Source organism: Micromonospora sp. CNZ303, assembly GCF_004345505.1.
This window is the reverse complement of sequence record NZ_SLVT01000002.1, coordinates 506,695-529,380: the sequence shown is the minus strand read 5'-3', so window position 1 is coordinate 529,380 and position 22,686 is coordinate 506,695. Positions and strand designations below refer to the sequence as shown.

The window sequence follows — 22,686 nt, the reverse complement described above, 5'->3', positions numbered from 1 at the left end:
TCCTGTCCGCTATCCACGGGAGGCTGGGCCCATGACCGACCAGACCTGGAACCCCCTGCTCCGTGACCAGCTCGCCTGGCACTGGGCCAACCAGTTGCGCGACCGCCTCGACGGCCTCACCGACGACGAGTACTTCTGGGAGCCGGCACCCGGCTGTTGGAACGTGCGCCCGCGCGGCGCCGGTACCGCGCCGCTTCAGGCGGGGGCCGGCGCGATGACCATCGACTTCGCGATGCCGATACCCGACCCGGCACCGTTCACGACGATCGCCTGGCGACTCGGGCACGTGATCGTCGGCGTGCTCGCGATGGGCAACGCCACGCACTTCGGTCGCGTGCCCACCGACTACGAGTCGTTCGAGTACGCCGCGACCGCGACCGAGGCGCTCGACCAGCTCGACACGGAGTACGCCGCCTGGCAGGCCGGGGTCGAGTCCCTCGGCGAGAGCGGCCTCGCCCGGCGCTGCGGGGAGGCCGAGGGGCCGTACGCCGAGCGTTCCCTGGCGGAGCTGGTGCTGCACATCAACCGCGAGATGATCCACCATCTGTCCGAAGTGTGCCTGCTGCGCGACCTCCACCTGCACACTCATGGGCAGACCCGACAGGAGGCGAGCTGAGATGGTGCGCGACGTCCAGATCACTTTCGACTGCGCCGACCCGGCCGGGTTGGCGGCGTTCTGGGCCGATGTCCTCGGCTACCGGTTGCAGGCCCCGCCCGGGGGCTTCGAGTCGTGGGAGCAGGCGCTGGAGGCGATGGGTGTGCCGCCCGAGAACCGCAACGACGCCTCGGGGCTGGTCGACCCCGAGGGCGCCCGGCCGCGGCTGTTCTTCCAACGCGTACCGGAGGGGAAGCAGGCCAAGAACCGCGTACACCTCGACGTGCGGGCCGCCCCCGGGCTGGAGGGTGACGCGCGGATGGCGGCCCTGGAGGCGGAGGCCGAGCGGCTCGTGTCCCTGGGCGCCACCCGGCTGCGGCGCCACGAGCCCGAACCCCCGCTCGGCGCCGGCCACATCGTGATGGCAGATCCCGAGGGCAACGAGTTCTGCCTCGACTGATCGGCCGCGCGATCGGGCAGGATGGGCCGATGGATCTGGTCTCGATCGACGACATCCGGAACGCCGCCGCCGACATCGCGGGCACCGTGCTGCGTACCCCGCTGCTGCGCACCGGGTGGGATCCGGAGCTGTGGCTCAAGCCGGAGAGCCTGCAACCGGTGGGGTCCTTCAAGCTGCGCGGCGCGACCCACGCGGTCGCCCGGCTGACGCCCGAGGAGCGGGCGCGCGGCGTGGTCACCCACTCCTCCGGCAACCACGGCCTGGCCCTGGCGTACGCGGCCCGCGCGGCCGGCGTGCCGTGCCGGATCGTGGTGCCCGAGGGCGCCCCGGCGGCGAAGGTGGACCGGATCCGGGCGCTGGGCGTCGAGGTGCTGCTGGTGCCGCCGCCGCAACGCGGGCCGGAGGCGGAGCGGATCGCCGCGACGACGGGTGCGGTGCTGGTGCCCCCCTTCGACGACCGGCGCGTCATCGCCGGGCAGGGCACGGTCGGGCTGGAGATCGTCGAGGACCTGCCCGACGTCGACGTGGTGCTGGTGCCGGTGGGCGGCGGTGGGCTCTCCTCCGGCGTCGCCACGGCGGTCACGGCGCTGCGTCCGGCGGCGACGGTGATCGGCGTCGAGCCGGAACTCGCCGCCGACGCGCGGGAGTCGCTGGCGACCGGGTCGGTGGTGGTGTGGGGCGAGGAGCGCACCTACCGGACGATGGCCGACGGGCTGCGCCTGCCCCCGTCCGAGCTGACCCTCGCCCACCTGCGGGCCCGGCTCGACCGCATCGTCACGGTGACCGAGGAGGAGATCCGCGCCGCCATGGGCCGGCTGGTCACCGACGCCCGCCTGGTCGTGGAGCCGAGCGGCGCGGTGGCGGTGGCCGCCCGGCTGTTCCGCGCCGCCGAGCTGCCGCCCGGCCGTACGGTCGCCGTGGTCACCGGCGGCAACGTCGACCCGGCGGTACTGGCGGGCGCCCTGCGCTGAGCGGGCGCCGGGCGCGCTGCGCTGAGCGGGCGCCGGGCGTGCTGCGCTGAGCGGGCGCCGGGCGCGCTGCGCTGAGGCGTTGGGAAGGGCACCTTCCTATGCAGAATCCGTTAAGAAGGTGCCCTTCCTGACAGGCAGGTCAGGCGCGGCCGAGGCGGTCGAGGATCCAGGCGTTGACGAACGCCTCCTCGCGCCAGGAGTCGTAACGGCCGCTGGGGCCGCCGTGGCCGGCGCCCATCTCGGTCTTCAGCAGGTAGTCGCCCTGCGGGGCGACCGCCCGCAGCCGGGCGATCCACTTCGCCGGCTCGTGGTAGAGCACCCGGGTGTCGTTGAGGCTGGTCACCGCGAGGATCGCCGGATAGTCCACCGCCCGCACGTTCTCGTACGGCGTGTAGGACTTCATGTACGCGTAGACCTCCGGGTCGGCCAGCGGGTTGCCCCACTCCTCCCACTCGGTGACGGTCAGCGGCAGCGACGGGTCGAGGATCGAGGTGAGCGCGTCCACGAAGGGCACCTGCGCGACGATCCCGGCGAACGCGTCCGGGGCGATGTTGGCGACCGCGCCCATCAGCAGCCCGCCGGCCGAGGCGCCCCGGGCCACGAGCCGGTCGCTGGTCGTCCAGCCCGCCTTGACCAGGTGCCGGGCGCAGGCCACGAAGTCGGTGAACGTGTTCTTCTTGGCCAGCAGCTTGCCCTGGTCGTACCAGCTGCGGCCCAGCTCGCCGCCGCCCCGGGTGTGCGCGACGGCGAAGATGACGCCCCGGTCCAGCAGGGAGAGCCGGGCGACGGAGAACCACGGGTCCATGCTCGCCTCGTACGAGCCGTAGCCGTAGATGACGCAGGGGGCGGAGCCGTCCTTCGGCGTACCGGCCCGGCAGACCAGCGAGACCGGCACCCGGGTCCCGTCGTCGGCGAGCGCCCAGTCGCGGTGCTGCTCGTAGTCGGCCGGGTCGTACGCCCGCCCGTCCGGCCCGGGCTTCACCGGCTTCTGCCGGCGCAGCACCATCTGCCGGGTGACCAGGTCGTAGTCGTAGACCGAGTCGGGGGTGACCAGCGAGGCGTAGCGGAGCCGGATCTGCCCGGTGCGGTACTCCGGGTTGTCGTGCAGGCCGACGCTGTAGAGCGGCTCCGGGAAGTCGATGTCGAAGGCGTCGCCGCCGCCGACGGGCAGCACCCGCAGCCCGGTCAGCCCGTTGGTGCGCAGCGAGACGACCAGGTGGTCGGCGAAGGCGTCGACGGCCTCCAGCCGGGTGCCGGGCGAGTGCTCGATGAGCGGCACCCAGTCGCCGGGCGCGTCCGCCGAGGTGTACGCCAGCGCGAAGTCCTCCGCGCCGTCGTTGTGCAGGATCAGGAAGCGGTGCCCGTGGTGCTCGACGGTGTATTCGACGCCCTGCCGCCGGGGCGCCACGGAAGCCGGGGCGCCGGTCGGGTTGCCGGCGGGGATGACCAGCACCTCGCTGGTGATCTTGCTGTGCACGTCGATGAGGACGAACCGCTCCGATCGGCTCAGCTCCACGCCGACCCAGAACCGCTCGTCGTCCTCCTGGTAGACCACCACGTCCTCGGTGGACGCCGTGCCCAGGGTGTGCCGCCAGACCCGGTTGGGGCGCCACGTCTCGTCCACCGTCACGTAGAACAGCACGGAGGCGTCGGTGGACCAGGCGGTGCCGTAGAACGTGTCGGGCACCTCGTCGGGCAGCAGCTCGCCGGTGGACAGGTCCTTGACCCGCAGCGTGAACCGCTCGTCGCCGGAGAAGTCCGTGGAGTAGGCCAGCCACCGTCCGTCCGGGCTGACGTCGAACGCGCCGAGCGCGAAGAAGTCGTGCCCCTCGGCGAGCAGGTTGCCGTCGAGCAGCACCTCCTCGCCGTCGAGCGGGGCGCCGTCCGCGCTGACCGGTGGCTCGGTCTCGCCGTCGCGGACCGCCCGGCGGCACTGCACGCCGTACTGCTGGCCCTCGACCGTCCTGGTGTAGTACCAGTAGCCGCCCTTGCGGCCGGGCACCGACAGGTCGGTCTCCTGGGTGCGCCGGCGGATCTCCTCGAACAGGTCGGCGCGCAGCCCTTCGAGGTGCGCCGTCCGGGCCTCGGTGTACGCGTTCTCGGCGGTCAGGTAGGCGATCGTCTCCGGGTCGTCCTTGGCGGTGAGCCAGGCGTACTCGTCGACGACGGTGTCGCCGTGGTGGGTGCGCTCGCTGGGCACCCGCTTCGCCGTGGGCACGGGGGTCTCCTTGGTCACGGCGTCACGTTACCGGCCACGCGCCGCCCGACGCGCGGCCTCGTCGGCGACCCGCCGCCCCATCTTTCGAACATGTGTACGATGGCCGGCATGGCGGCTGCAGCGAGTTCCACCGACCGGCCCGGAGCCCTCGACATCACGCGGCGGTTGACGGAGATCTGCGGCCCGCCGTTCGCCCGCTTCGCCGGCCCCGCCGACGAGGTGGCCGGCCGCCCGGCCCGCTGGGTGGCCGTCCCGGGCGGTCCGCGCGCGGCGGCCGAGGTGCTGCGGCTCGCCGCCCGGCACGACCTGACGGTGGTGCCGCGCGGCGCCGGCACGAAGATCGACTGGGGCGCCGCCCCCGACCGGGTCGACATCATGCTCGACACCGGCCGGCTCGCCGGGATCGGGCACGAGCCGGTCGGCGCGCCCACGACCGAGGTCGGGGCGGGCACCCCGCTGCGCGCGGTGCAGGCCACTCTGGACCGCACCGGGCAGCGCCTGGCGCTCGACGCCCCCTCGCCCGGGGCCACCCTCGGCGGCGTGCTCGCCGCCGGTGAGGCGGGACCGCTGCGGCACCGCCACGGCAGCCCCTGCGACCAGCTCGTCCGGGTGCGCTACCTCGACGCCGACGGCGAGCTCGTCGACGCCGGGGGCGGCGCGGCCGGGCTGGAGTTGGCTCGGCTGCTCTGCGGCTCGCAGGGGGCGCTCGGCGTGCTGGTCTCCGCGACCCTGCGGGTGCAGGCCGTCCCGGCCGGCCGGATCTGGGTCAGCCGGCCGGTGTGGACCCCGCTGGAGGTGCACGACCTGGTCCGCACCGTGCTCGCCGCGCGCCTCGACCCGGCGGCGGTCGAGCTGGACCTGCCGGCCGGCGCGGGACCCCGGCCGCGCCAGGGCAGCCGGGCCGCCGCGATGGCCGCGCACCCGTCCATGGCGGGGCGCGTCCGCGGCGGCCCGGCCGGCGCCGGTCGCCTGGTGGTGCTGCTGGAGGGCGGCCCGGCCGACGTCGCCGAGCGCGCCGACCGGCTCGTCGCGCTCCTCGGCCCGGGCACGGCCGCCAGCCATGTCGCGCCCGAGTGGTGGCGGCGTTATCCGTTCGGCCCGGGCGACACGGCGCTGCGCATCGAGGTGCCGATCGCCGACCTGCACGCCGCCGTCTACGCGCTGCGGGACGCCGCCGGCGGCCCCGTCCCGGTGCGCGGCTCCGCTGGCCTCGGCGTGGTGCACGCGGCCCTGCCCGCTGCCATGTCCCCCGACCGGGTGGCGTCGATCCTGGCCGCCGTCCGCGGCGTGCTCCTCGCCCGGCAGGGCCGGTGCGTGGTGGTCTCCGCGCCGGCGGCCGTCCGACGGGCCGTCGACCTCTGGGGCGAGCTGGCCGGGCTGGCCCGGCTGCGCGCGGCCAAGGAGCACATCGATCCCCACCGCCGCCTCGCCCCGGGCCGCCTCCCGGGCGGCCTCTGACCGCTCCGGCCAGCTGCCGGCGCGAGCGGAGCGGGAGGGCGGCGCGGCCGGGGTCGCGTGCGACTCAGTCCATCCACCAGCGGTGCAGGTCGGCGCCGACCGGCGTGAAACGGCTCGCGGCCACGACCACCGCGCCCAGGGTCAGGGCGAGCAGCACCCGCCACGTGCGGCGGGACATGGCCGACCGGTCCCGGGCCAGCAGGACCACGGCGTGGACCGCCAGCAGCGGCCCGGCGACCAGGCCGGCGAGGTAGAGCAGCGACACCGCGCCGTACAGCCAGGTGAGGGGGTTCGCTCCGCTCAGGCCGAACGGCACCAGGTCCTTCGGGTCGTACGCCCCGCTGCGCATCTCCTCGGGGCCGACCCCGGCGGCGGCCATCCGGCCGACCCAGAGCGCGAGGACGACGACGAAGGCGGCGGTGAGCGCCGACTGGGCGGCGACGGTGCTGCGCAGCAGCGGCGGTCGCTCGGCGGGCGCATCGACGGTGTCGACATGCGGTCAGCCTAGACAACTCGTCCGGTGGCGCCGGCCGGTCCGCCTGCTCGACCGGCCGTCCGCACCGGTGCCCGCCGCAGCGATAGTCCGGCCCGATCGCGGCGTGCCGGCAGCTCGCGTCGACGGTGCGGCGACCCGTGCCGGCCCGGCCGCCGCTGCTCAGGTCGCGTCGTTGCGGAGCACCAGGATGGCGATGTCGTCGCGGGGCGCCTCGGCCGAGAAGCCGATCGCCGTCGAGCGGAGCCGGGCCGCGATCACGTCGGCCGGGTAGCCGGCCAGCGGGGCGGCGGCGTCGCGCAGCCGATCGGTGCCGAACAGCTCCCGGCCGCGCCGCCGCTCGGTGACCCCGTCGGTGTAGAAGACCAGCGAGTCCCCCGGGGCGAGCGGCACCTCGGCCGTCGGGGAGGCGATCGAGTCGAGCAGGCCGAGCGCGGTGCCACCGATGCCGACGAAACGCGCGCCGCCGCCGGCGGGCAGCAGCACCGGCCGGTCGTGGCCGGCGAGGTGCAGGGAGACGTCGAGCCGGTCGCCGTCGCCGGGGCCGACCGCCGCCAGGGCCAGCGTGCAGTAGCGCCCGCCGCCCCGCTCGAGCAGCGTCTCGTTGACCCGTGCCAGCGCCTCCGGCAGCGGCTTGCCGTCGCCCACCAGCACGCGGATGACGTCGCGGACCAGGCCGGTGACCGTCGCCGCCTGCACCCCCTTGCCCGATACGTCGCCGATCACCACCAGCCAGCGGCCGTCCGGCAGGGGCACCACGTCGTAGAAGTCGCCGCCGACGTCGACGTCACCGCCGGTCGGGACGTACTCGGCGGCGAAGCCGATGCTCTCGACCACGGGCAGCACCGGCGGCAGCAGCGACTGCTGGAGGGTGTGCGCGACGCGCCGGCGCTCGGCGTGGATCCGGGCGTTCTCGATCGCCAGCGCCGCCCGCCGGGCGACGTCCTCCAGCACCGCGACCTCGTCCGGGTCGTGCCGGTGCCGCTGGTGCCGGCCGACGGCCAGGGTGCCCAGCCGCTGGCCCCGCGCGATCAACGGGACGGCGAAGCCCTCCATCGGCGCGCCGAGCGGCATCTGGGTGCCGTTGCGGGACGCCTCGCGCAGCCGGGCCTGGACCGAGTCCGGGCCGGTCTCCGCGAGCACCTGGTGCAGCTGGGGCAGCACCGACTCGTCGGCGTGGCTGGCCGCCGCGAGGCGGAGCCGGCCCCACTCGTCGGTCGTGTGGACCGCGCACCACTGCCCGAGCCGGGGCACCACGAGCTGGGGGACGAGCGCCATGGTCAACTCGACGTCCAGCGACTGCGCGAGCAGCTCGCTGGCCTCGGCGAGGAAGGTCAGCCAGGCCTGCCGGCGGACGTCCGCCCGGCGCAGCCGGTCGTTCTCCAGGTGCAGCGAGAGCCGCTCGGCCATCAGCACAGCCAGCGGTCGCGCGTACGCCGACGGTGCCGCGTCCAGCACCAGTTCACCGGTGTACGGCCGGTGCACGGCCAGCGCCACCCGGAGCAGCTCGTTGCCGGGCCGGGGCTGGCGGCCGTACCGGGCCAGCACCTGGGTGCCCTGCCCGTCCCCCCGGTCCAGCCGCACGACCCCGCCCGCCGCGCCGACCATCTCCGCCACCCGGGTGAGCAGGCTGGTCGCGAAGTCGGGCAGCGGATCCTCCGCGTACGGGTCGGGGGTGGTCTGCATCAGCTCGCTCATGGCCCCGGCGCTCGGCGCGGAGCTCTCCGGGGTCGCCGGTGCGCCGCCTCCCGCGGTCGCCGCGCCGGGTACCCGCGCGTGCCGGGTGCCCGTGGCCGGGCCGGGCAGGTCCAGCCGGAACCACACCCCCTTGCCGGTGGGCAGGTAGGTCGTGCCCCAGCGGCTGGCGAAGTGGTCGACCAGCAGCAACCCCCGGCCGCGCTCGGAGACCTCGTCGATGTCGGTGGCGTCGTTGCGGACCCCGACGGTCAGCTCCTCGACCGGGCCGGCGGCGAAATCGGACACGGTGACGGTGATCCCGACCGGGTCGGCGACCACCTCGACGTCCAGTTCGGTGCGGGCGTGCTCCACCGCGTTGGTGGAGAGTTCGGTGGTGAGCAGCATGGCCTCGTTGGCCAGTTGGTCCAGGTGGGCCTCGGTGAGGACGGACCGCACGAGGGCCCGCGCGGCGGCCGGCGTACGCCGGTCTGCGGGGAGCCGGACGCGCCGGACGTGCTCGTCTCGGCCCCCGGTCGCCGCGGGCCCCGTCTCCGCTGACACCCCCGTATCCTCCACCGCCACCCGTGCGGGTGCCAAGCCGATCCCCGTACGCGCGCCCCCGGCCCCCGCCCTCCCACCTCGTCGATCATGCACTTGTGGTGGGCGATCGATGGCTTTCGACCCGATACGTCAGGCACCACAACTGCATGATCGACGTCGGGGGGGCGGGGGCCCGGGGGCGGGGTCGGGCGCGTGGGCGTGGCGCGGACGGGGCCACGGGCACAATGGGGGCATGGCCGGTGTCGGCAGGAGCCGGTGGCCCCGAGCTGAGCGAGGAATGATGACCACGAAACAGTCGGCGACCGTGGACCAGTCCGCGCCCGACCACGAGGCGCTCCTCGGCGAGCTGACCGAGGCGCTGCGGCGGGTGCGCGGGGGCGACCTGAAGGTGCGGCTGCCCCGCCGGGCCGGCCGCGCCGGCGAGGTCGCGGACGCCTTCAACGAGGTCGTGTCGCTCCAGGAGCAGCAGTACCTCGACCTGCGGCGGATCAGCCGGATCGTCGGCCGGGACGGCCGGCTCACCGAGCGCCTGGACGACGAGGGGCTGGACGGCTCCTGGGCGGAGGGGCAGCGGGCGGTCAACTCGCTGATCGACGACCTGGGCCGGCCGACCACCGAGATCGCCCGGGTCATCGTCGCGGTCGCCGACGGCGACCTCTCCCAGCACATGGCGCTGGAGATCGACGGCCGGCCGCTGCGCGGTGAGTACCTGCGCATCGGCCGCACGGTCAACACGATGGTCGACCAGCTCTCGTCCTTCTCGAACGAGGTCACCCGGGTCGCCCGGGAGGTGGGCACCGAGGGCAAGCTCGGCGGCCAGGCCGACGTGCGCGGCGTCGCCGGCACCTGGAAGGACCTCACCGACTCGGTGAACACCATGGCGTCGAACCTGACCGGCCAGGTCCGGTCGATCTCCCAGGTGGCGACGGCGGTGGCCAAGGGCGACCTGTCGCAGAAGATCACGGTCAGCGCGCGCGGCGAGGTCGCCGAGCTGGCCGACACGATGAACTACCTCACCGACACCCTGCGGCTCTTCGCCGAGCAGGTGACCCGGGTGGCCCGCGAGGTGGGCACCGAGGGCAAGCTCGGCGGGCAGGCCGACGTGCCGAACGTGGCCGGCACGTGGAAGGACCTGACCGACAGCGTCAACTCGATGGCGTCGAACCTGACCGCCCAGGTCCGCAACATCGCCCAGGTCTCCACGGCGGTGGCCCGGGGCGACCTGTCGCAGAAGATCACCGTGGCGGCGCAGGGCGAGATCCTGGAGCTGAAGGACACCGTCAACACGATGGTGGACCAGCTGTCGTCGTTCGCCGACGAGGTGACGCGCGTCGCGCGCGAGGTGGGCATCGAGGGCAAGCTGGGCGGCCAGGCCCAGGTGCGCGGTGTCTCCGGCACCTGGCGGGATCTCACCGAGAACGTCAACCAGCTCGCCGGCAACCTGACCAGCCAGGTGCGCAACATCTCCCAGGTCTCCACCGCCGTGGCGAAGGGCGACCTGTCGCAGAAGATCACGGTCGACGCCCAGGGCGAGATCCTGGAGCTGAAGAACACCGTCAACACGATGGTGGACCAGCTGTCGTCGTTCGCCGACGAGGTGACGCGGGTCGCCCGCGAGGTGGGCACGGAGGGCAAGCTGGGCGGCCAGGCCCAGGTCAAGGGCGTTTCGGGTACGTGGCGGGACCTGACCGACAACGTGAACTCGATGGCGTCGAACCTGACGTCGCAGGTGCGCAACATCGCCTCGGTCACCACGGCGGTGGCGAAGGGCGACCTGTCGCAGAAGATCACCGTGGACGCCCGGGGCGAGATCCTGGAGCTGAAGTCGACGGTGAACACGATGGTGGACCAGCTGTCGTCGTTCGCCGACGAGGTGACGCGGGTGGCCCGCGAGGTGGGCACGGAGGGCAAGCTCGGCGGCCAGGCCCAGGTGCGGGGCGTCGCCGGCACGTGGCGGGACCTGACCGACAACGTGAACTCGATGGCCTCGAACCTCACCGCCCAGGTGCGCAACATCGCCCAGGTCTCCACGGCGGTGGCGAAGGGTGACCTGTCGCAGAAGATCACCGTGGACGCCCGGGGCGAGATCCTGGAGCTGAAGTCGACGGTGAACACGATGGTGGACCAGCTCTCGTCGTTCGCCGACGAGGTGACGCGGGTCGCGCGCGAGGTGGGCACGGAGGGCAAGCTCGGCGGCCAGGCCCAGGTCAAGGGCGTCTCGGGTACGTGGCGGGACCTGACCGACAACGTGAACTCGATGGCGTCGAACCTGACGTCGCAGGTGCGCAACATCGCCTCGGTCACCACGGCCGTGGCGAAGGGCGACCTGTCCCAGAAGATCACGGTCGACGCCCAGGGCGAGATCCTGGAGCTGAAGTCGACGGTCAACACGATGGTCGACCAGCTCTCGTCCTTCGCCGACGAGGTCACCCGCGTCGCGCGCGAGGTGGGCAGCGAGGGCAAGCTCGGCGGTCAGGCCCAGGTCAAGGGCGTCTCCGGCACGTGGCGCGACCTCACCGAGAACGTCAACCAGCTCGCCTCGACCCTCACCACCCAGCTGCGCGCCATCGCGCAGGTCTCCACCTCGGTGACCCGGGGCGACCTGACCCAGCGGATCGCGGTCAAGGCGCAGGGTGAGGTCGCCGAGCTGAAGGACAACATCAACCAGATGATCGTCACCCTCCGGGAGACGACCAAGAAGAACGCCGAGCAGGGCTGGCTCGACTCGAACCTGGCCCGGATCGGCGGCCTCCTCCAGGGGCAGCGCGACCTCGGCGAGGTCTGCCGCATGATCATGATGGAGGTGACCCCGCTGGTCGACGCGCAGCTCGGCGCGTTCTTCCTGGCGGACACGTCCGAGGGCGTGATGCGGCTGCGGTTGACCGCCTCCTACGGCTACGTCGCCCGGGGACACGAGGTCACCTTCGGCCCCGGCGAGGGGCTGGTCGGGCAGGCCGCCCTGTCCCGCCGCACCATCCGGATGGGCGGGGTGCCGGACAGCAAGCTGATGCTCCGCTCCGGGCTCGCCGAGACCCCGCCGGCCGACCTGGTCGTACTGCCCGTGCTCTTCGAGGGCGAGTTGCTCGGGGTCATCGAGTTCGCCAGCGTGGCGGCCTTCTCCGAGCTGCACCTGTCGTTCCTGGAGCGGCTCGTGCTCACCACCGGAGTCGCCGTCAACACCATCCAGGCCAACCGGCGTACGGAGGAACTGCTCGCGCAGTCGCAGCGGCTCGCCCACGAGATGCAGGAGCAGTCGGCGGAACTCCAGCGCACCAACGCCGAGCTGGAGGACAAGGCGCAGCTGCTCTCGGAGCAGAAGGGCAACATCGAGACGAAGAACCGGGAGATCGAGCTTGCCCGCCTCGGCCTGGAGGAGAAGGCCCAGCAGCTCACGCGGGCGTCGGCGTACAAGTCGGAGTTCCTGGCCAACATGAGCCACGAGCTGCGTACGCCGCTGAACTCGCTGCTGCTGCTGGCCCGGCTGCTGGCCGAGAACTCGGAGCAGAACCTCACGCCGAAGCAGATCGAGTTCGCCCGGACGATCCACGGCGCCGGCTCCGACCTGCTGTCGCTGATCGACGACATCCTGGACCTGTCCAAGATCGAGGCGGGGCGGATGGACGTCGAGCCCACCGCCGTCCGGTTCGACGAGATCCGCGGGTACGTGGAGCAGGCGTTCGCGCCGCAGGCCGAGGAGAAGGGCCTGGACTTCCAGGTACGGATCAGCAAGGACCTGCCGGAGGCGCTGGTCACCGACGCCCAGCGACTCCAGCAGATCCTGCGCAACCTGCTCTCCAACGCGGTCAAGTTCACCGACAACGGGGCGGTGACGCTGCGGATCGCGCCGGCGCCCGACAACGCGGTCTTCGACGTGCCGGCCCTGACCAACGCCCAGCAGGTCATCGCGTTCACCGTGGTCGACACCGGCATCGGCATCTCCGACGACAAGCTGTCGCTGATCTTCGAGGCGTTCCAGCAGGCCGACGGCACCACCAGCCGTCGCTACGGCGGTACGGGGCTGGGGCTGTCGATCAGCCGGGACCTGGCCCGGCTGCTGGGCGGCAGCATCGTGGTGGCGTCGGCGCCCGGACAGGGCTCGACGTTCACCCTCTTCGTACCGGACGTGCTCGCGCCGGACGCGGTGGTCGCGCCGCTGCCGCCGTCACCGGCGCGGGCCGGGCTGCCGTCCTCGCTGCTCATGCCCCCGCCGGAGCTGCCCGAGCCGGCCTCCACGCCGGCCACCCGGCGGCTGGAGGGCACCACCGTGCTGATCGTCGACGACGACGTCCGGAACGTCTTCGCGCTGACCAGCGCGTTGGAACTGCACGGCCTGACCGTGTTGTACTCGGACAACGGGGCGGACGGCGTCCGCCTGCTGGCCGAGCATCCGGAGGTGGACATCGTCCTGATGGATGCGATGATGCCCGATCAGGACGGGTACGAGACGACCCGACAGATCAGGCGCAACCACCGGTTCGCCGACCTGCCGATCGTCTTCCTGACCGCCAAGGCCATGCCCGGCGACCGAGAGTCGGCGCTGGCGGCCGGGGGAAGTGACTACATCACCAAGCCCGTCGACCTGGACGAGTTGATCGAACTCATGTCGTCCTGGATCAGCGGCAGCCGAACCGAGGAGAGTTCGTGACCCAGATGGCAAAGGCGCTGCTGGTGGACGACCGCCGGGAGAACCTGATGGCCCTGGAGGCGATTCTCCAGGGCCTGCCGGTCCAGTCCGTTGCCGTGGAGAGCGGCGAGGCGGCCCTGAAGCAACTGCTGGTCGACGACTTCGCGGTGATCCTGCTGGACGCCCAGATGCCGGACATGGACGGCTTCGAGACGGCCAGCCACATCAAGCGCCGCGAGCGTACGCGGCACGTGCCGATCATCTTCCTCACCGCCGCCGACCGGGACGCCCAGCTCGCGCTGCGCGGTTACGCGGTCGGCGCGGTCGACTACCTGACCAAGCCGTTCGACCCGTGGGTGCTGCGGGCCAAGGTGTCGGTCTTCGTCGAGCTGTGGGTGAAGACCCGGCAGCTCGCCGCCCAGTCGGATCTGGTGCGGGACCGGGACGCGCAGCTGCGGGTGCTGAACGACGCGGTCGACGAGGCCACCGCCATGCTGCGCCTCGACGATCAGGATTCCCGCGACCGCGCGGTGCAGCTCCTGGAACAGGCCCGCTGGGGCAACACTCCCTGACCCCGGCATCGGAACTGCGCCGGGCGGGCTGAGGTGCGCAGGCGCGATCTTGGTGGCTGGCGGCCCCCTGAGGGGCCGTAACCCGCCAAGATCGCGCCGCACCACAGCGGGCGGGCGGTTGAGTCAGCCCGTGGTCTGGTCGTTGCGGATCATCAGGGCGCTGCGCAGGCCGGTGATGTCCAGGACGCGGAGCAGGAAGTCGCCGACGTTGGTCAGGATCAGCAGGCTCTGCGCGTGGCTGGCCTTGCGGCTGAGTACGACGAGGGTGCCCAGGCCCTGTGAGTCGCAGAAGGTGACCCCGCCGAGGTCGAGCACGATGCGCGGCGGCGGGTCGGCGAGGACCTCGTTGACGACGGTCGACAGCTGGGCGGCCGTGAGCATGTCGATCTCACCGGCCAGGCGAAGCACAGCTTCGTCGCCCGTCCGGTGTAGCGTGATGGACAGTTCGGCACGATCCACCGGGTCAGCCTAGCGCGATCCGGGCCACCCGGCCTGTCGAGCGGTGGCGACCGGGCCGGCCGGGCGCGGCGACCGCGCTCCCGAGGAGGTCGGGAACGGGACGCCCCGCGGCGCGGACGGGACGGCGGTGAGGGCCGACCCGGGTGAGCCTGGTAACCCCGGTACGGGGTGCCTGCCGATTCGCCGCCCGACGCTGACACAATGGCGGCATCGTGACCGATATGTTTCCCGCCGGATCCGGCCGCTACCCGGCCGAAGCACCGGCCTCCGAGGCCCTGTTCGACCGCGCCAAGGCCATCGTGCCCGGCGGGGTGAACTCTCCCGTGCGCGCGTTCCGTGCCGTCGGCGGCACGCCGCGCTTCATGGTCCGGGGGGAGGGGCCCTGGCTCTACGACGCCGACGACCGGCGCTACGTCGACCTGGTCTCCTCCTGGGGTCCGCTGATTCTCGGCCACGCGCACCCCGAGGTCGTGGACGCCATCAGGTCGGCCGCGACCCGGGGCACCAGCTTCGGCACCCCCACCCCGGGCGAGGTCGAGCTGGCCGCCGAGATCGTCGACCGCACCCCGGTCGAGCAGGTCCGGCTGGTCAACTCCGGCACCGAGGCCACCATGTCGGCGATCCGGCTGGCGCGCGGCTTCACGGGCCGACCCCGGATCATCAAGTTCTCCGGCTGCTACCACGGGCACTCCGACGGCCTGCTGGCCGCCGCCGGCTCGGGGGTGGCCACCCTCGGCCTGCCCGACTCGCCGGGCGTGACCGGTGCGGCGGCGGGTGACACGATCGTGCTGCCGTACAACGACGTCGCCGCCGTGGAGCAGGCGTTCGCCGCCGAGGGTCAGCACATCGCCGCGATCATCACCGAGGCCGCCGCCGGCAACATGGGCGTGGTCGCCCCGCGCGACGGCTTCAACTCCCAGCTCGCCCGGATCGCTCATGCACACGGGGCGCTGCTCATCGTCGACGAGGTGATGACCGGGTTCCGGGTCTCCCGCGCCGGCTGGCACGGCCTCGACCCCTCCGACGCCGACCTGTGGACGTACGGCAAGGTCATGGGTGGTGGGCTGCCGGCCGCGGCGTTCGGCGGGCGCGCGGAGATCATGGAACGACTGGCCCCCGCCGGCCCGGTCTACCAGGCCGGCACCCTCTCCGGTAACCCGCTGGCCTGCGCCGCCGGCCTGGCCACCCTGCGGCTGGCCGACGACGCGCTCTACCGCAAGCTCGACGACACGGCCGCCGTCGTGGGCAGGCTCGCCGCGGACGCGCTCGCCGCCGCCGGGGTGCCGCACCGGCTGTCGTACGCGGGAAACATGTTCTCGGTCTTCTTCACCGACGCCGACGTGGTCGACTACGACAGCGCCCGCACCCAGCAGGTGCCGGCGTTCAAGGCGTTCTTCCACGCGATGCTCGCGGGCGGCGTCTACCTGCCGCCGAGCGCGTTCGAGGCGTGGTTCGTGTCTGCGGCGCTGGACGACGCCGCTCTGGAGCAGATCGCCGCCGCCCTGCCGGTGGCGGCCAACGCTGCGGCAGCGGCAGGTCACGGGGGGTAGCGGTGAGCGCGAGGAGTGAGCCGGGTTTGCGAGCCCCGCAGTCGCGAACGGAAGGGGCACGTCGGTGAGCAAGACGGTGGTCCACGTGCTGCGGCACGGCGAGGTACACAACCCGGACGGCATCCTCTACGGCCGGCTGCCGGGCTTCCGGCTCTCCGAGCTCGGCGTGCAGATGGCCAAGGCCGCCGCGCAGGGGCTGGCCGAGCGGGAGGTCGTGCACGTGGTGGCCAGCCCGCTGGAACGCGCCCAGCAGACGGCCGAGCCGATCGCCGGGCAGTTCGGGCTGCCTGTCGGCGTGGACGAGCGGCTCATCGAGAGCGCCAACTGGTTCGAGGGCAAGAAGGTCTCGCCCGGCGACGGCTCGTTCCGCGACCCGCGCAACTGGTGGGTGCTGCGGGACCCGGTCACCCCGTCCTGGGGCGAGGCGTACCGGGCCATCGCGGAGCGGATGTTCGCCGCCCTGAACGCCGCCCGGGTGGCGGCCGAGGGGCGCGAAGCCGTGCTGGTCTCCCACCAACTGCCGATCTGGACGCTGCGCCGCCACGTCGAGCGCAAGCGGCTCTGGCACGACCCGCGCAAGCGCCAGTGCGGTCTGGCCAGCCTCACCTCCTTCCACTTCGACGGCGCCAAGGTGGTCGGCATCGGCTACTCCGAGCCGGCCGCGCACCTGATCGCGATGTCGCCGACAGCCAGGACGGCCAAGGGGGCCTGATGAACGCCCGGAGGTTGACCACGGGTCTGCTCGCCGCCGTCGTGACGATGGCGCTGGCCGGCTGCTCGTCGCGCGACGGCGAGGAGGCGTGCGACAACTCCGGCGGCATCATCGAGTGCGCCCCCGACCAGCGTTCGGCCGCCCCGAAGCTCGCCGGTGAGCTGCTCACCGGCGGCAGCCACGACGTGGCGAGGGACCGCGGCCAGGTCGTGGTGGTCAACTTCTGGGGCTCGTGGTGCGCGCCGTGCCGGGCGGAGGCGGACGACCTGGAGAACACGTACCAGGCCACGAAGGCCTCCGGGGTGACCTTCCTGGGCATCAACATCCAGGACCAGCGGGACAAGGCGCTCGCCTTCGAGGAGAGCTTCAAGGTCACCTACCCGAGCCTCTTCGACCCGCCGAGCCGGCTGGCGCTGGCCCTGGACATCCCGCCGAACACCATCCCGGCCACCGTCGTGCTGGACCGCGACGGCCGGATCGCCGTGGTGATCCGCGCCGCGGTGAAACAGGAGGGCCTCCAGCCCATCGTCGAGCGGATCGCGGCCGAGAAACCCGCGCCCAACGGTTCCCGCTGATGGGCGAGACGTTCTCGGAACTCGCCCAGTCGGGTCCGCTGCTGCTCGCCATCGGCGCGGCGGCACTCGCGGGGCTGGTCAGCTTCCTCTCCCCGTGCGTGCTCCCGCTGGTGCCGGGCTACCTGTCGTACGTCACCGGCCTCGCCGGCGCCGACCTCGAAACCCGCCGCCCGCAGGTTAGGAAGGGCCCCCCGTTAACGGATTCGGTAGAGGAAGGGGCCCTTCCTCACACCGAGGGCGGTGAGGGCGGGGTGGCGGTGCGGGAGCGCGCCGAGCCGACGAGGGCCGCGGTCAAGGGCCGGGTGCTCGCCGGCACGCTGCTCTTCATCGCCGGCTTCACCGTCGTCTTCACCGCCACCGCGATCCTCTTCGCCAGCGTCGGCCGGGTCTTCTTCGAGTACGAGCGGACGCTGGAGATCGTCATCGGCGCGCTGATCGTCGTGCTCGGGCTGAGCTACGTGGGGCTGGTCCCGGGGTTGCAGCGGGAGTTCCGGATCCAGCGGCTGCCCGCCGCCGGGCTGCTCGGCGCGCCGGTCTTCGGCGCGGTCTTCGCGCTCAGCTGGGTGCCCTGCGTCGGCCCGACCCTCGGCGCGGTGATCGGCATGGCCGCCGTCGGCGGGCAGACCGACCGGGCTGCGGTGCTCGCCGTGGCGTACTGCCTCGGGCTGGGGATACCGTTCGTCGTCTTCGGGCTGGGCTTCGAACGGCTGCTCGGGGTGTTCCGCGCGGTCCGGCGCAACAGCCGCTGGGTCACCCGGGTGGGCGGGGCGCTGCTGATCCTGATCGGTTTCGCGCTGGTCACCGGCGGCTGGACGAACTTCGTGATCTGGTTGCAGACCACCGTCGGGGTGGGCGAGGTGAGCATCTGATGACCGCCGTCGACGAGCGGCCGGCACCGCCGGCCGAGGCTCCCCGGCGCCGGCCCAACCGCCTGCTGGCCCTGCTGCGCAACTCGTGGCGGCAGCTCACCAGCATGCGTACGGCCCTGGTGCTGCTCTTCCTGCTCGCGGTGGCCGCCATTCCCGGCTCGGTGCTGCCGCAGCGCGGGGTCAACCCGGAGGACGTGCGGGACTACTTCACCGCGCACCCCGACCTGGCCCCGGTGTTGGACCGGATCGGGGCCTTCGAGGCGTTCGGCTCGGTCTGGTTCTCCGCGATCTACCTGCTGCTCTTCACCTCGCTGATCGGCTGCATCACGCCCCGGCTGCGCGACCACGTACGGGCGCTGCGGTCGAAGCCACCGGCCGCGCCGAGGCGGCTGGACCGGCTGCCGCAGCACACCGTGCTGTCCGCGCCCGAGGGGGGCGCGGCGGCGATCGCGGAGGTGCTGCGCCGGCGGCGCTGGCGGGTGGTGGTGCGCGGCGACGAGGTCTCCGCCGAGAAGGGCTACCTCAAGGAGACCGGCAACCTGCTCTTCCACAGCTCGTTGGTGCTCGTGCTGGTCGGCGTCGCGCTCGGCTCCTGGTACGGCTGGAGCGGCAACAAGCTGCTGGTGGCCGGCAAGGACAACGCGTTCTGCAACACCCGCCAGCAGTACGCCGAGAGCAAGCTCGGCCCCCGCGTCAGCAGCGCCGACCTGCCGGGCTTCTGCATCCAGCTCGACGACTTCGACGCCCGGTTCCTGGAGTCCGGCCAGCCGGAGTTCTTCGACGCCAAGGTGACCGTGGACGAGGCCGACGGCGAGCGACGGGCGGCCAACTTCTCGGTCAACTCGCCGCTGCGTCTCGACGGCGCGAACGTCTACCTGCTCGGCCACGGCTACGCCCCGGTGATCCGCTACACCGACCGGTTCGGCAAGAGCCAGACCAGCAATTTCCCGTTCCTGACGACCGGCGACATCGGCATGACCAGCGAAGGGCTGGCGGCGTTCCCGGACATCAACGTGGATCCGGCCACGGGCGAGCGGGACGCGGACACGCAGATGGCCTTCTCCGGTCTCTACCTGCCGACGGCGCCGGCCGCCGCGCCGTTCGCCCGCTCCGAGTACCCCACGGAGCGCAACCCCGCGCTGAACCTCGTCGCCTACCGGGGCAACCTGGGCATGGACGCCGGCATCCCCGGCTCGGTCTACAAGCTGGACCAGCGGCAGGTGGATGCCGGCAAGGTCAAGGAGGTCGGCACCAAGCTGCTCCGCAAGGGCGAGACCTGGAAGCTGGACGACGGCACCACGCTCGAGTTCCTGGGCACCGTGCCGTACATCACGCTGTCGGTCCGGTACGACCCCGGCTCGACGCTGCTGCTGGTCAGCTCCGCCGTCCTGCTGGTCGGGCTGATGGGCTCGCTGTTCGGGCGGCGTCGCCGGGTCTTCTTCCGGGTGCTGCCGGCCGGTGCCGCCGACCCCACGAGTGGATCTCCGACGAGCGGTAGTAGTTTGGTCGAGGCCGGTGGCCTGCCGCGCACCGACCATCCCGGGTTCGCCGACGAGTTCGCGCAGCTCGTGGCCGCCGTCGGCGGCGACGGGCGGTCGGACGAGGAGGCCGGTGTCGACCGCGACGGCGGCGACCGGGCCGGAGCGCGAGAAGGAGCCGAGTGATGTCCGCACTCTCCGACCAGCTGGTGTCGTTCGCGATCCTGGCGTACCTGATCGCGATGATCAGCCACGCCGTCGAGTACGCGCTGGGCAACTCCCGCGCCCGGGTCGCCGCGGCACCCGCCCGCGAGCTGGTCGGCGCCGGCGTCGGCGCGGCCGGGGGCAGCACCCCCGACGCGCCCGCCGACACCGGCGCGGCGGCGGCCGAGCGTACGGCCCGACGCGCCCGGCTGGGCGGCCTGGTCGCCGTCGCGGCGACCGCACTCGGGGCGCTGCTGCACCTCGGGGCGCTGGTCACGCGCGGTCTCGCCGCCGACCGGATGCCCTGGGGCAACATGTACGAGTTCGTGCTCACGGGCACCTGGATCGGGGTCGCCGCCTGGCTGGTGGTGCTCTGGAAGCGGCCGCAGCTGCGCCGCCTCGGGCTGTTCATGTCGTTGGTGATGGTGCTGCTGGTGGCGACCGCCGAGCTGGTGCTCTACACCCCGATCGTGCCGCTGGTGCCGGCGCTCAACTCGTACTGGTTCGTCATCCACGTCTCGACGATCGTCTTCGCCTCCGGCATCTTCCTGCTGGGCGCGGTGCCGGCGGTGGCGTTCCTGATGCGCTCCGGCTACGAGCAGGGTCGGCGCAGCTTCCCGTACACCCTGGCGAAGCGGCTGCCGGCGGCGGCGGCGCTGGAGCGGCTGACCTTCGTGCTGCACGCCTTCGCGTTCCCGGTCTTCACCTTCGCGGTGATCGCCGGGGCGATCTGGGCCGAGGCGGCCTGGGGGCGGCCGTGGGGCTGGGACCCCAAGGAGACCTGGTCGTTCATCTCCTGGGTCATCTACGCCGGTTACCTGCACGCCCGGGCCACCCCGAGCGTGAAGCGGAACGTCGCGACCTGGCTCGCCGTCGTCGGCTTCCTCACCATGCTGATGAACCTCTTCGGCGTGAACATCTTCTTCGAGGGCCTGCACTCCTACGGCGGCCTGGACTGAGGCTCGTTCATGGGTGGGCTGCTGGCCGGCTCCGCGCCACTGCGCGGCGAAGTCAGGTGGGGCCGGCTGCTGGGCCGGCCCCACCTGGATCGACTGGAGCGGGTGCGCGAGCTGCTCGTCGCCCGCCCCGGGCTCGACGCGCGCGGCGCGCGGCTGCTGCTGGCCAGCGCCGAGGGGTTCACCGCCGAACTGCGGCAACTCGCCGGCCACCGACCCGATGTGGTCCTGGTCGATCCTGACCGGCTCTACTCCGGCGCCTAGGCTTCGACACCGAAGGGGCGCGGCGGGGCGGTCAGGCCGCGTCGTCCAACTGCCGCCGGACGAGCCGTTCGGTGGCGGTGGCCCCCGTGGGCTGCAACCCTGCGCCGGCGTTCTGCGCCTGGACGTCGATGGTCACCGCGATCCGGTCCGTACCCGCGATGATCATCTCGAAGATCTTGGCGAACCGTACCTCCATCTCCTTGCCGTCGTCGCCGGTCATCACCAGTCGGCTGCCGTGCGTCGCCTCGTGCAACTGCCGCATCCGCAGGCCGGTGATGTCCTTGTAGCGGAAGTCGAAGGCGTCGGCGTTCGACACGATGCACTTGACGAAGTCCCACTCGCAGGAGAAGACCGAGATGCGGGTCTGTCCGAGGAGCAGGATGACGAACTTGTACCGCGAGAACCGACGGATGCCGTCCTTTCCCACCGCCTGTTCGGTGGGCGAGGCGGGACCGATGACGAGTTGCGGCTCGCAGATCAGATCGTCCAGTTCGCGGTCGAGGTGCCGGAGGGCGTGATCGAGAACTCCGAACTTGTCGAAGTGCAGCCACACGTCCATCTGCTCGTCGCTCGGCTTCGGCTCGGCCGCCGCCAGGTCACGCTCGTACGCCGACGTGAGCGCGTTGTACTGGGCGAATCCCTTGACCAGCAGGACGAGGCCGCCCACACCCACGAGCACCGCCAGGCAGAGGTAACCCGACTCCGACAACGACGCGATCACGAGGATCAGCGCGAGGACCAACCCGATGCCACCGGCGACCATCATGGCCTGCGCGCCACCGGTCGCGGGCGGCACGGGCGTGCGGACGAAGTACTTGCGTACGTTCGGCTTGCGTTCCTCGACGCCGGCCTGCGCCACGGCGACGGTGGCCTGCCACAGCCGGTTCTCGCGGTTGCCGAGGAAGGGGGCGATCTCGGCCGCGTGCACCGGGTCGATGTCGCCGGCTCCGGCCTCGATGTCGGCGACGGACGGGCCGGGGTCGTGGCGGTCGGCGTAGTGGTCGCGCTTGACGGCCGCCCAGAGGGCGCGGACGTGCGCCGCGGCGGAGTCGATCTGGAGTGCCCGGCCCAGGTGCTCCTCCACCCGGACCACCACCTGCTGCGCCTCGCGACCCATCCGGCTGGGCCGTCTGCCGCCGAGGAGCGCGAGAGCCAGGTAGTAGTGCGGGTCGGAGCCCTTCGCCCCCTTGGCGATCGCCTCGGTGAAGTACTCGGCCGCCCGCTTGTACAGCCGCTCGGCGACGGCCCGGCGCCCGTAGGCCATCAGCTGCTGCGGCCCGTCGGACTTGTTGATGTGCACGTTGTCGGCGTTGATCTGGGCGCCGAAGACGCGCTGGCCGTGCTGGTCGAAGGTGGTCATCAGGAAGCCCCGCCCAACGAGTTCCAGATGGTCGCCATCGCCCCGCCGATCACCGCCAGCGGCGCCGCCGCCTGCAACACCTCGATGGCCCGCCGCAGCCGTCGCGAGGCCTCGCGTTCGTCGTCGCGGGTCAGGCTCCGGCGGGCGCCGTGCAGGTCGTCGACGACGGTGCGGCCGACCTGCGGGTCGAGGGCGCCGCTGGCCGTGGCCTGTTCCACCGCCCTCAGGACGGCCTCCAGCCGAGGGACGAGCTCCGTCTGGCCGGCGTTGTCGGGCAGACGTTCGAAGGTGCTGTTCCGCAGATCGATGGTTTCGGCGTTGAACTGCTGATCCACGCGCTGGTGCTGCTGATTGAAGGTGGCCATCGCCAACCGTCACCCCCATCTTGCTTCGATGGAAAATGTTTCGGATGGTGGTGACGGAACCATTGGAATTGTCTGCGGGCAATGTCGGAAGATTTACGTCGCCGGGCGGACCCGGCGGGGCCCGACTGAACGGCGGGCAATTCCGCATGGATGGTGCTGGCGGCATTCGCGCGCGGTGTGTTAGCAGTTGACCGAAAGGCCTATGACCGGCTCGGGCGTCCCGGGAAAGGCGCCTGTCGGCGGGTATGCCGGGTCGGTCCGCGGG

Annotated in this window: 19 protein-coding genes; 13 read left to right on the top strand and 6 right to left on the bottom strand. The window is 72.6% G+C overall.

What is annotated here, in order from left to right:
• Window positions 1–31 precede the first annotated feature (31 nt).
• Genes EV374_RS05755 through EV374_RS05745 form a run of 3 tightly spaced genes read left to right on the top strand, consistent with a single transcriptional unit; the run spans window position 32 to window position 2,026 of the window.
• The gene (locus tag EV374_RS05755) at window positions 32–616 is read left to right on the top strand and encodes a DinB family protein (RefSeq protein WP_132232238.1); all 585 of its coding nucleotides are present in this window, start codon (window positions 32–34) and stop codon (window positions 614–616) included.
• 1 nt (window position 617) lies between these two features.
• Window positions 618–1,055 (top strand): VOC family protein, encoded by a 438-nt coding sequence (locus EV374_RS05750; RefSeq protein ID WP_132232236.1) that lies wholly within the window; start codon window positions 618–620, stop codon window positions 1,053–1,055.
• A 29-nt stretch (window positions 1,056–1,084) separates the two neighbouring features.
• Window positions 1,085–2,026, top strand: coding sequence for a threonine/serine dehydratase family protein (locus EV374_RS05745; protein WP_132232234.1), 942 nt, complete (start codon window positions 1,085–1,087; stop codon window positions 2,024–2,026).
• Between the two features lie 139 nt (window positions 2,027–2,165).
• On the opposite strand, the gene EV374_RS05740 is transcribed toward EV374_RS05745, so the two are convergent.
• Window positions 2,166–4,262 carry a S9 family peptidase gene (locus EV374_RS05740; protein WP_132232232.1) on the bottom strand — a complete coding sequence of 699 codons (2,097 nt, stop codon included), beginning with the start codon at window positions 4,260–4,262 and terminating at the stop codon, window positions 2,166–2,168.
• A 90-nt stretch (window positions 4,263–4,352) separates the two neighbouring features.
• On the opposite strand from EV374_RS05740, the gene EV374_RS05735 reads away from it, so the two are divergent.
• Window positions 4,353–5,702 (top strand): FAD-binding oxidoreductase, encoded by a 1,350-nt coding sequence (locus tag EV374_RS05735; RefSeq protein ID WP_132232230.1) that lies wholly within the window; start codon window positions 4,353–4,355, stop codon window positions 5,700–5,702.
• A gap of 64 nt (window positions 5,703–5,766) precedes the next feature.
• Here the strand turns inward: EV374_RS05735 and EV374_RS05730 are convergent, their stop codons facing one another.
• Together EV374_RS05730 and EV374_RS05725 are read right to left on the bottom strand one after the other, a co-directional pair.
• Window positions 5,767–6,081, bottom strand: a complete 315-nt coding sequence (locus tag EV374_RS05730; protein ID WP_132232228.1) for a hypothetical protein — start codon at window positions 6,079–6,081, stop codon at window positions 5,767–5,769.
• A gap of 276 nt (window positions 6,082–6,357) precedes the next feature.
• On the bottom strand, window positions 6,358–8,433 hold the full coding sequence (locus EV374_RS05725; RefSeq protein WP_132232226.1) for a SpoIIE family protein phosphatase: 2,076 nt from the start codon (window positions 8,431–8,433) through the stop codon (window positions 6,358–6,360).
• A gap of 277 nt (window positions 8,434–8,710) precedes the next feature.
• Here EV374_RS05725 and EV374_RS05720 point away from each other — a divergent pair, with 277 nt between their 5' ends.
• Both EV374_RS05720 and EV374_RS05715 read left to right on the top strand, forming a co-directional pair.
• Entirely contained in the window at window positions 8,711–13,078 is a 4,368-nt protein-coding gene (locus tag EV374_RS05720) for a HAMP domain-containing protein (RefSeq protein ID WP_132232224.1), read from the top strand.
• A complete protein-coding gene (locus tag EV374_RS05715) occupies window positions 13,075–13,629 on the top strand; it encodes a response regulator (RefSeq protein ID WP_132232222.1) in 555 nt (184 codons plus the stop codon). Before EV374_RS05720 ends, EV374_RS05715 begins: the two co-directional genes overlap by 4 nt.
• Before the next feature lie 123 nt (window positions 13,630–13,752).
• On the opposite strand, the gene EV374_RS05710 is transcribed toward EV374_RS05715, so the two are convergent.
• Window positions 13,753–14,088 carry an STAS domain-containing protein gene (locus tag EV374_RS05710; protein WP_121397135.1) on the bottom strand — a complete coding sequence of 112 codons (336 nt, stop codon included), beginning with the start codon at window positions 14,086–14,088 and terminating at the stop codon, window positions 13,753–13,755.
• Window positions 14,089–14,300: 212 nt separating this feature from the next.
• Between EV374_RS05710 and hemL the strand changes: the two genes are divergently transcribed.
• From hemL to EV374_RS05675, 7 genes are all read left to right on the top strand, one after another.
• A complete protein-coding gene (gene hemL, locus EV374_RS05705; protein WP_132232220.1) occupies window positions 14,301–15,638 on the top strand; it encodes a glutamate-1-semialdehyde 2,1-aminomutase in 1,338 nt (445 codons plus the stop codon).
• A gap of 64 nt (window positions 15,639–15,702) precedes the next feature.
• The gene (locus EV374_RS05700; protein ID WP_132232218.1) at window positions 15,703–16,350 is read left to right on the top strand and encodes a histidine phosphatase family protein; all 648 of its coding nucleotides are present in this window, start codon (window positions 15,703–15,705) and stop codon (window positions 16,348–16,350) included.
• Window positions 16,350–16,925 carry a TlpA disulfide reductase family protein gene (locus EV374_RS05695; protein WP_132232216.1) on the top strand — a complete coding sequence of 192 codons (576 nt, stop codon included), beginning with the start codon at window positions 16,350–16,352 and terminating at the stop codon, window positions 16,923–16,925. The genes EV374_RS05700 and EV374_RS05695 overlap by 1 nt, the downstream gene beginning before the upstream one ends.
• Window positions 16,925–17,794 (top strand): sulfite exporter TauE/SafE family protein, encoded by an 870-nt coding sequence (locus tag EV374_RS05690; protein WP_132232214.1) that lies wholly within the window; start codon window positions 16,925–16,927, stop codon window positions 17,792–17,794. Before EV374_RS05695 ends, EV374_RS05690 begins: the two co-directional genes overlap by 1 nt.
• Window positions 17,794–19,458: a cytochrome c biogenesis protein ResB gene (gene resB / locus EV374_RS05685; RefSeq protein WP_132232212.1), complete on the top strand. Its 1,665-nt coding sequence runs from the start codon at window positions 17,794–17,796 to the stop codon at window positions 19,456–19,458. Before EV374_RS05690 ends, resB begins: the two co-directional genes overlap by 1 nt.
• A complete protein-coding gene (ccsB, locus tag EV374_RS05680) occupies window positions 19,458–20,435 on the top strand; it encodes a c-type cytochrome biogenesis protein CcsB (RefSeq protein WP_132232210.1) in 978 nt (325 codons plus the stop codon). The genes resB and ccsB overlap by 1 nt, the downstream gene beginning before the upstream one ends.
• Before the next feature lie 9 nt (window positions 20,436–20,444).
• A complete protein-coding gene (locus EV374_RS05675) occupies window positions 20,445–20,696 on the top strand; it encodes a hypothetical protein (RefSeq protein ID WP_132232208.1) in 252 nt (83 codons plus the stop codon).
• Between the two features lie 31 nt (window positions 20,697–20,727).
• On the opposite strand, the gene EV374_RS05670 is transcribed toward EV374_RS05675, so the two are convergent.
• Together EV374_RS05670 and EV374_RS05665 are read right to left on the bottom strand one after the other, a co-directional pair.
• Window positions 20,728–22,056: a hypothetical protein gene (locus EV374_RS05670; RefSeq protein ID WP_132232206.1), complete on the bottom strand. Its 1,329-nt coding sequence runs from the start codon at window positions 22,054–22,056 to the stop codon at window positions 20,728–20,730.
• A complete protein-coding gene (locus tag EV374_RS05665; protein ID WP_132232204.1) occupies window positions 22,056–22,427 on the bottom strand; it encodes a hypothetical protein in 372 nt (123 codons plus the stop codon). The genes EV374_RS05670 and EV374_RS05665 overlap by 1 nt, the downstream gene beginning before the upstream one ends.
• Window positions 22,428–22,686 lie beyond the last annotated feature (259 nt).

Coding starts and splice junctions, on each gene's coding strand:
- EV374_RS05755 (WP_132232238.1), top strand. CDS start 32: ATGACCGACCAGACCTGGAACCCCCTGCTCCGTGACCAGCTCGCCTGG.
- EV374_RS05750 (WP_132232236.1), top strand. CDS start 618: ATGGTGCGCGACGTCCAGATCACTTTCGACTGCGCCGACCCGGCCGGG.
- EV374_RS05745 (WP_132232234.1), top strand. CDS start 1,085: ATGGATCTGGTCTCGATCGACGACATCCGGAACGCCGCCGCCGACATC.
- EV374_RS05735 (WP_132232230.1), top strand. CDS start 4,353: ATGGCGGCTGCAGCGAGTTCCACCGACCGGCCCGGAGCCCTCGACATC.
- EV374_RS05730 (WP_132232228.1), bottom strand. CDS start 6,081: ATGGCCGCCGCCGGGGTCGGCCCCGAGGAGATGCGCAGCGGGGCGTAC.
- EV374_RS05720 (WP_132232224.1), top strand. CDS start 8,711: ATGATGACCACGAAACAGTCGGCGACCGTGGACCAGTCCGCGCCCGAC.
- EV374_RS05695 (WP_132232216.1), top strand. CDS start 16,350: ATGAACGCCCGGAGGTTGACCACGGGTCTGCTCGCCGCCGTCGTGACG.
- EV374_RS05690 (WP_132232214.1), top strand. CDS start 16,925: ATGGGCGAGACGTTCTCGGAACTCGCCCAGTCGGGTCCGCTGCTGCTC.
- resB (WP_132232212.1), top strand. CDS start 17,794: ATGACCGCCGTCGACGAGCGGCCGGCACCGCCGGCCGAGGCTCCCCGG.
- ccsB (WP_132232210.1), top strand. CDS start 19,458: ATGTCCGCACTCTCCGACCAGCTGGTGTCGTTCGCGATCCTGGCGTAC.
- EV374_RS05675 (WP_132232208.1), top strand. CDS start 20,445: ATGGGTGGGCTGCTGGCCGGCTCCGCGCCACTGCGCGGCGAAGTCAGG.
- EV374_RS05670 (WP_132232206.1), bottom strand. CDS start 22,056: ATGACCACCTTCGACCAGCACGGCCAGCGCGTCTTCGGCGCCCAGATC.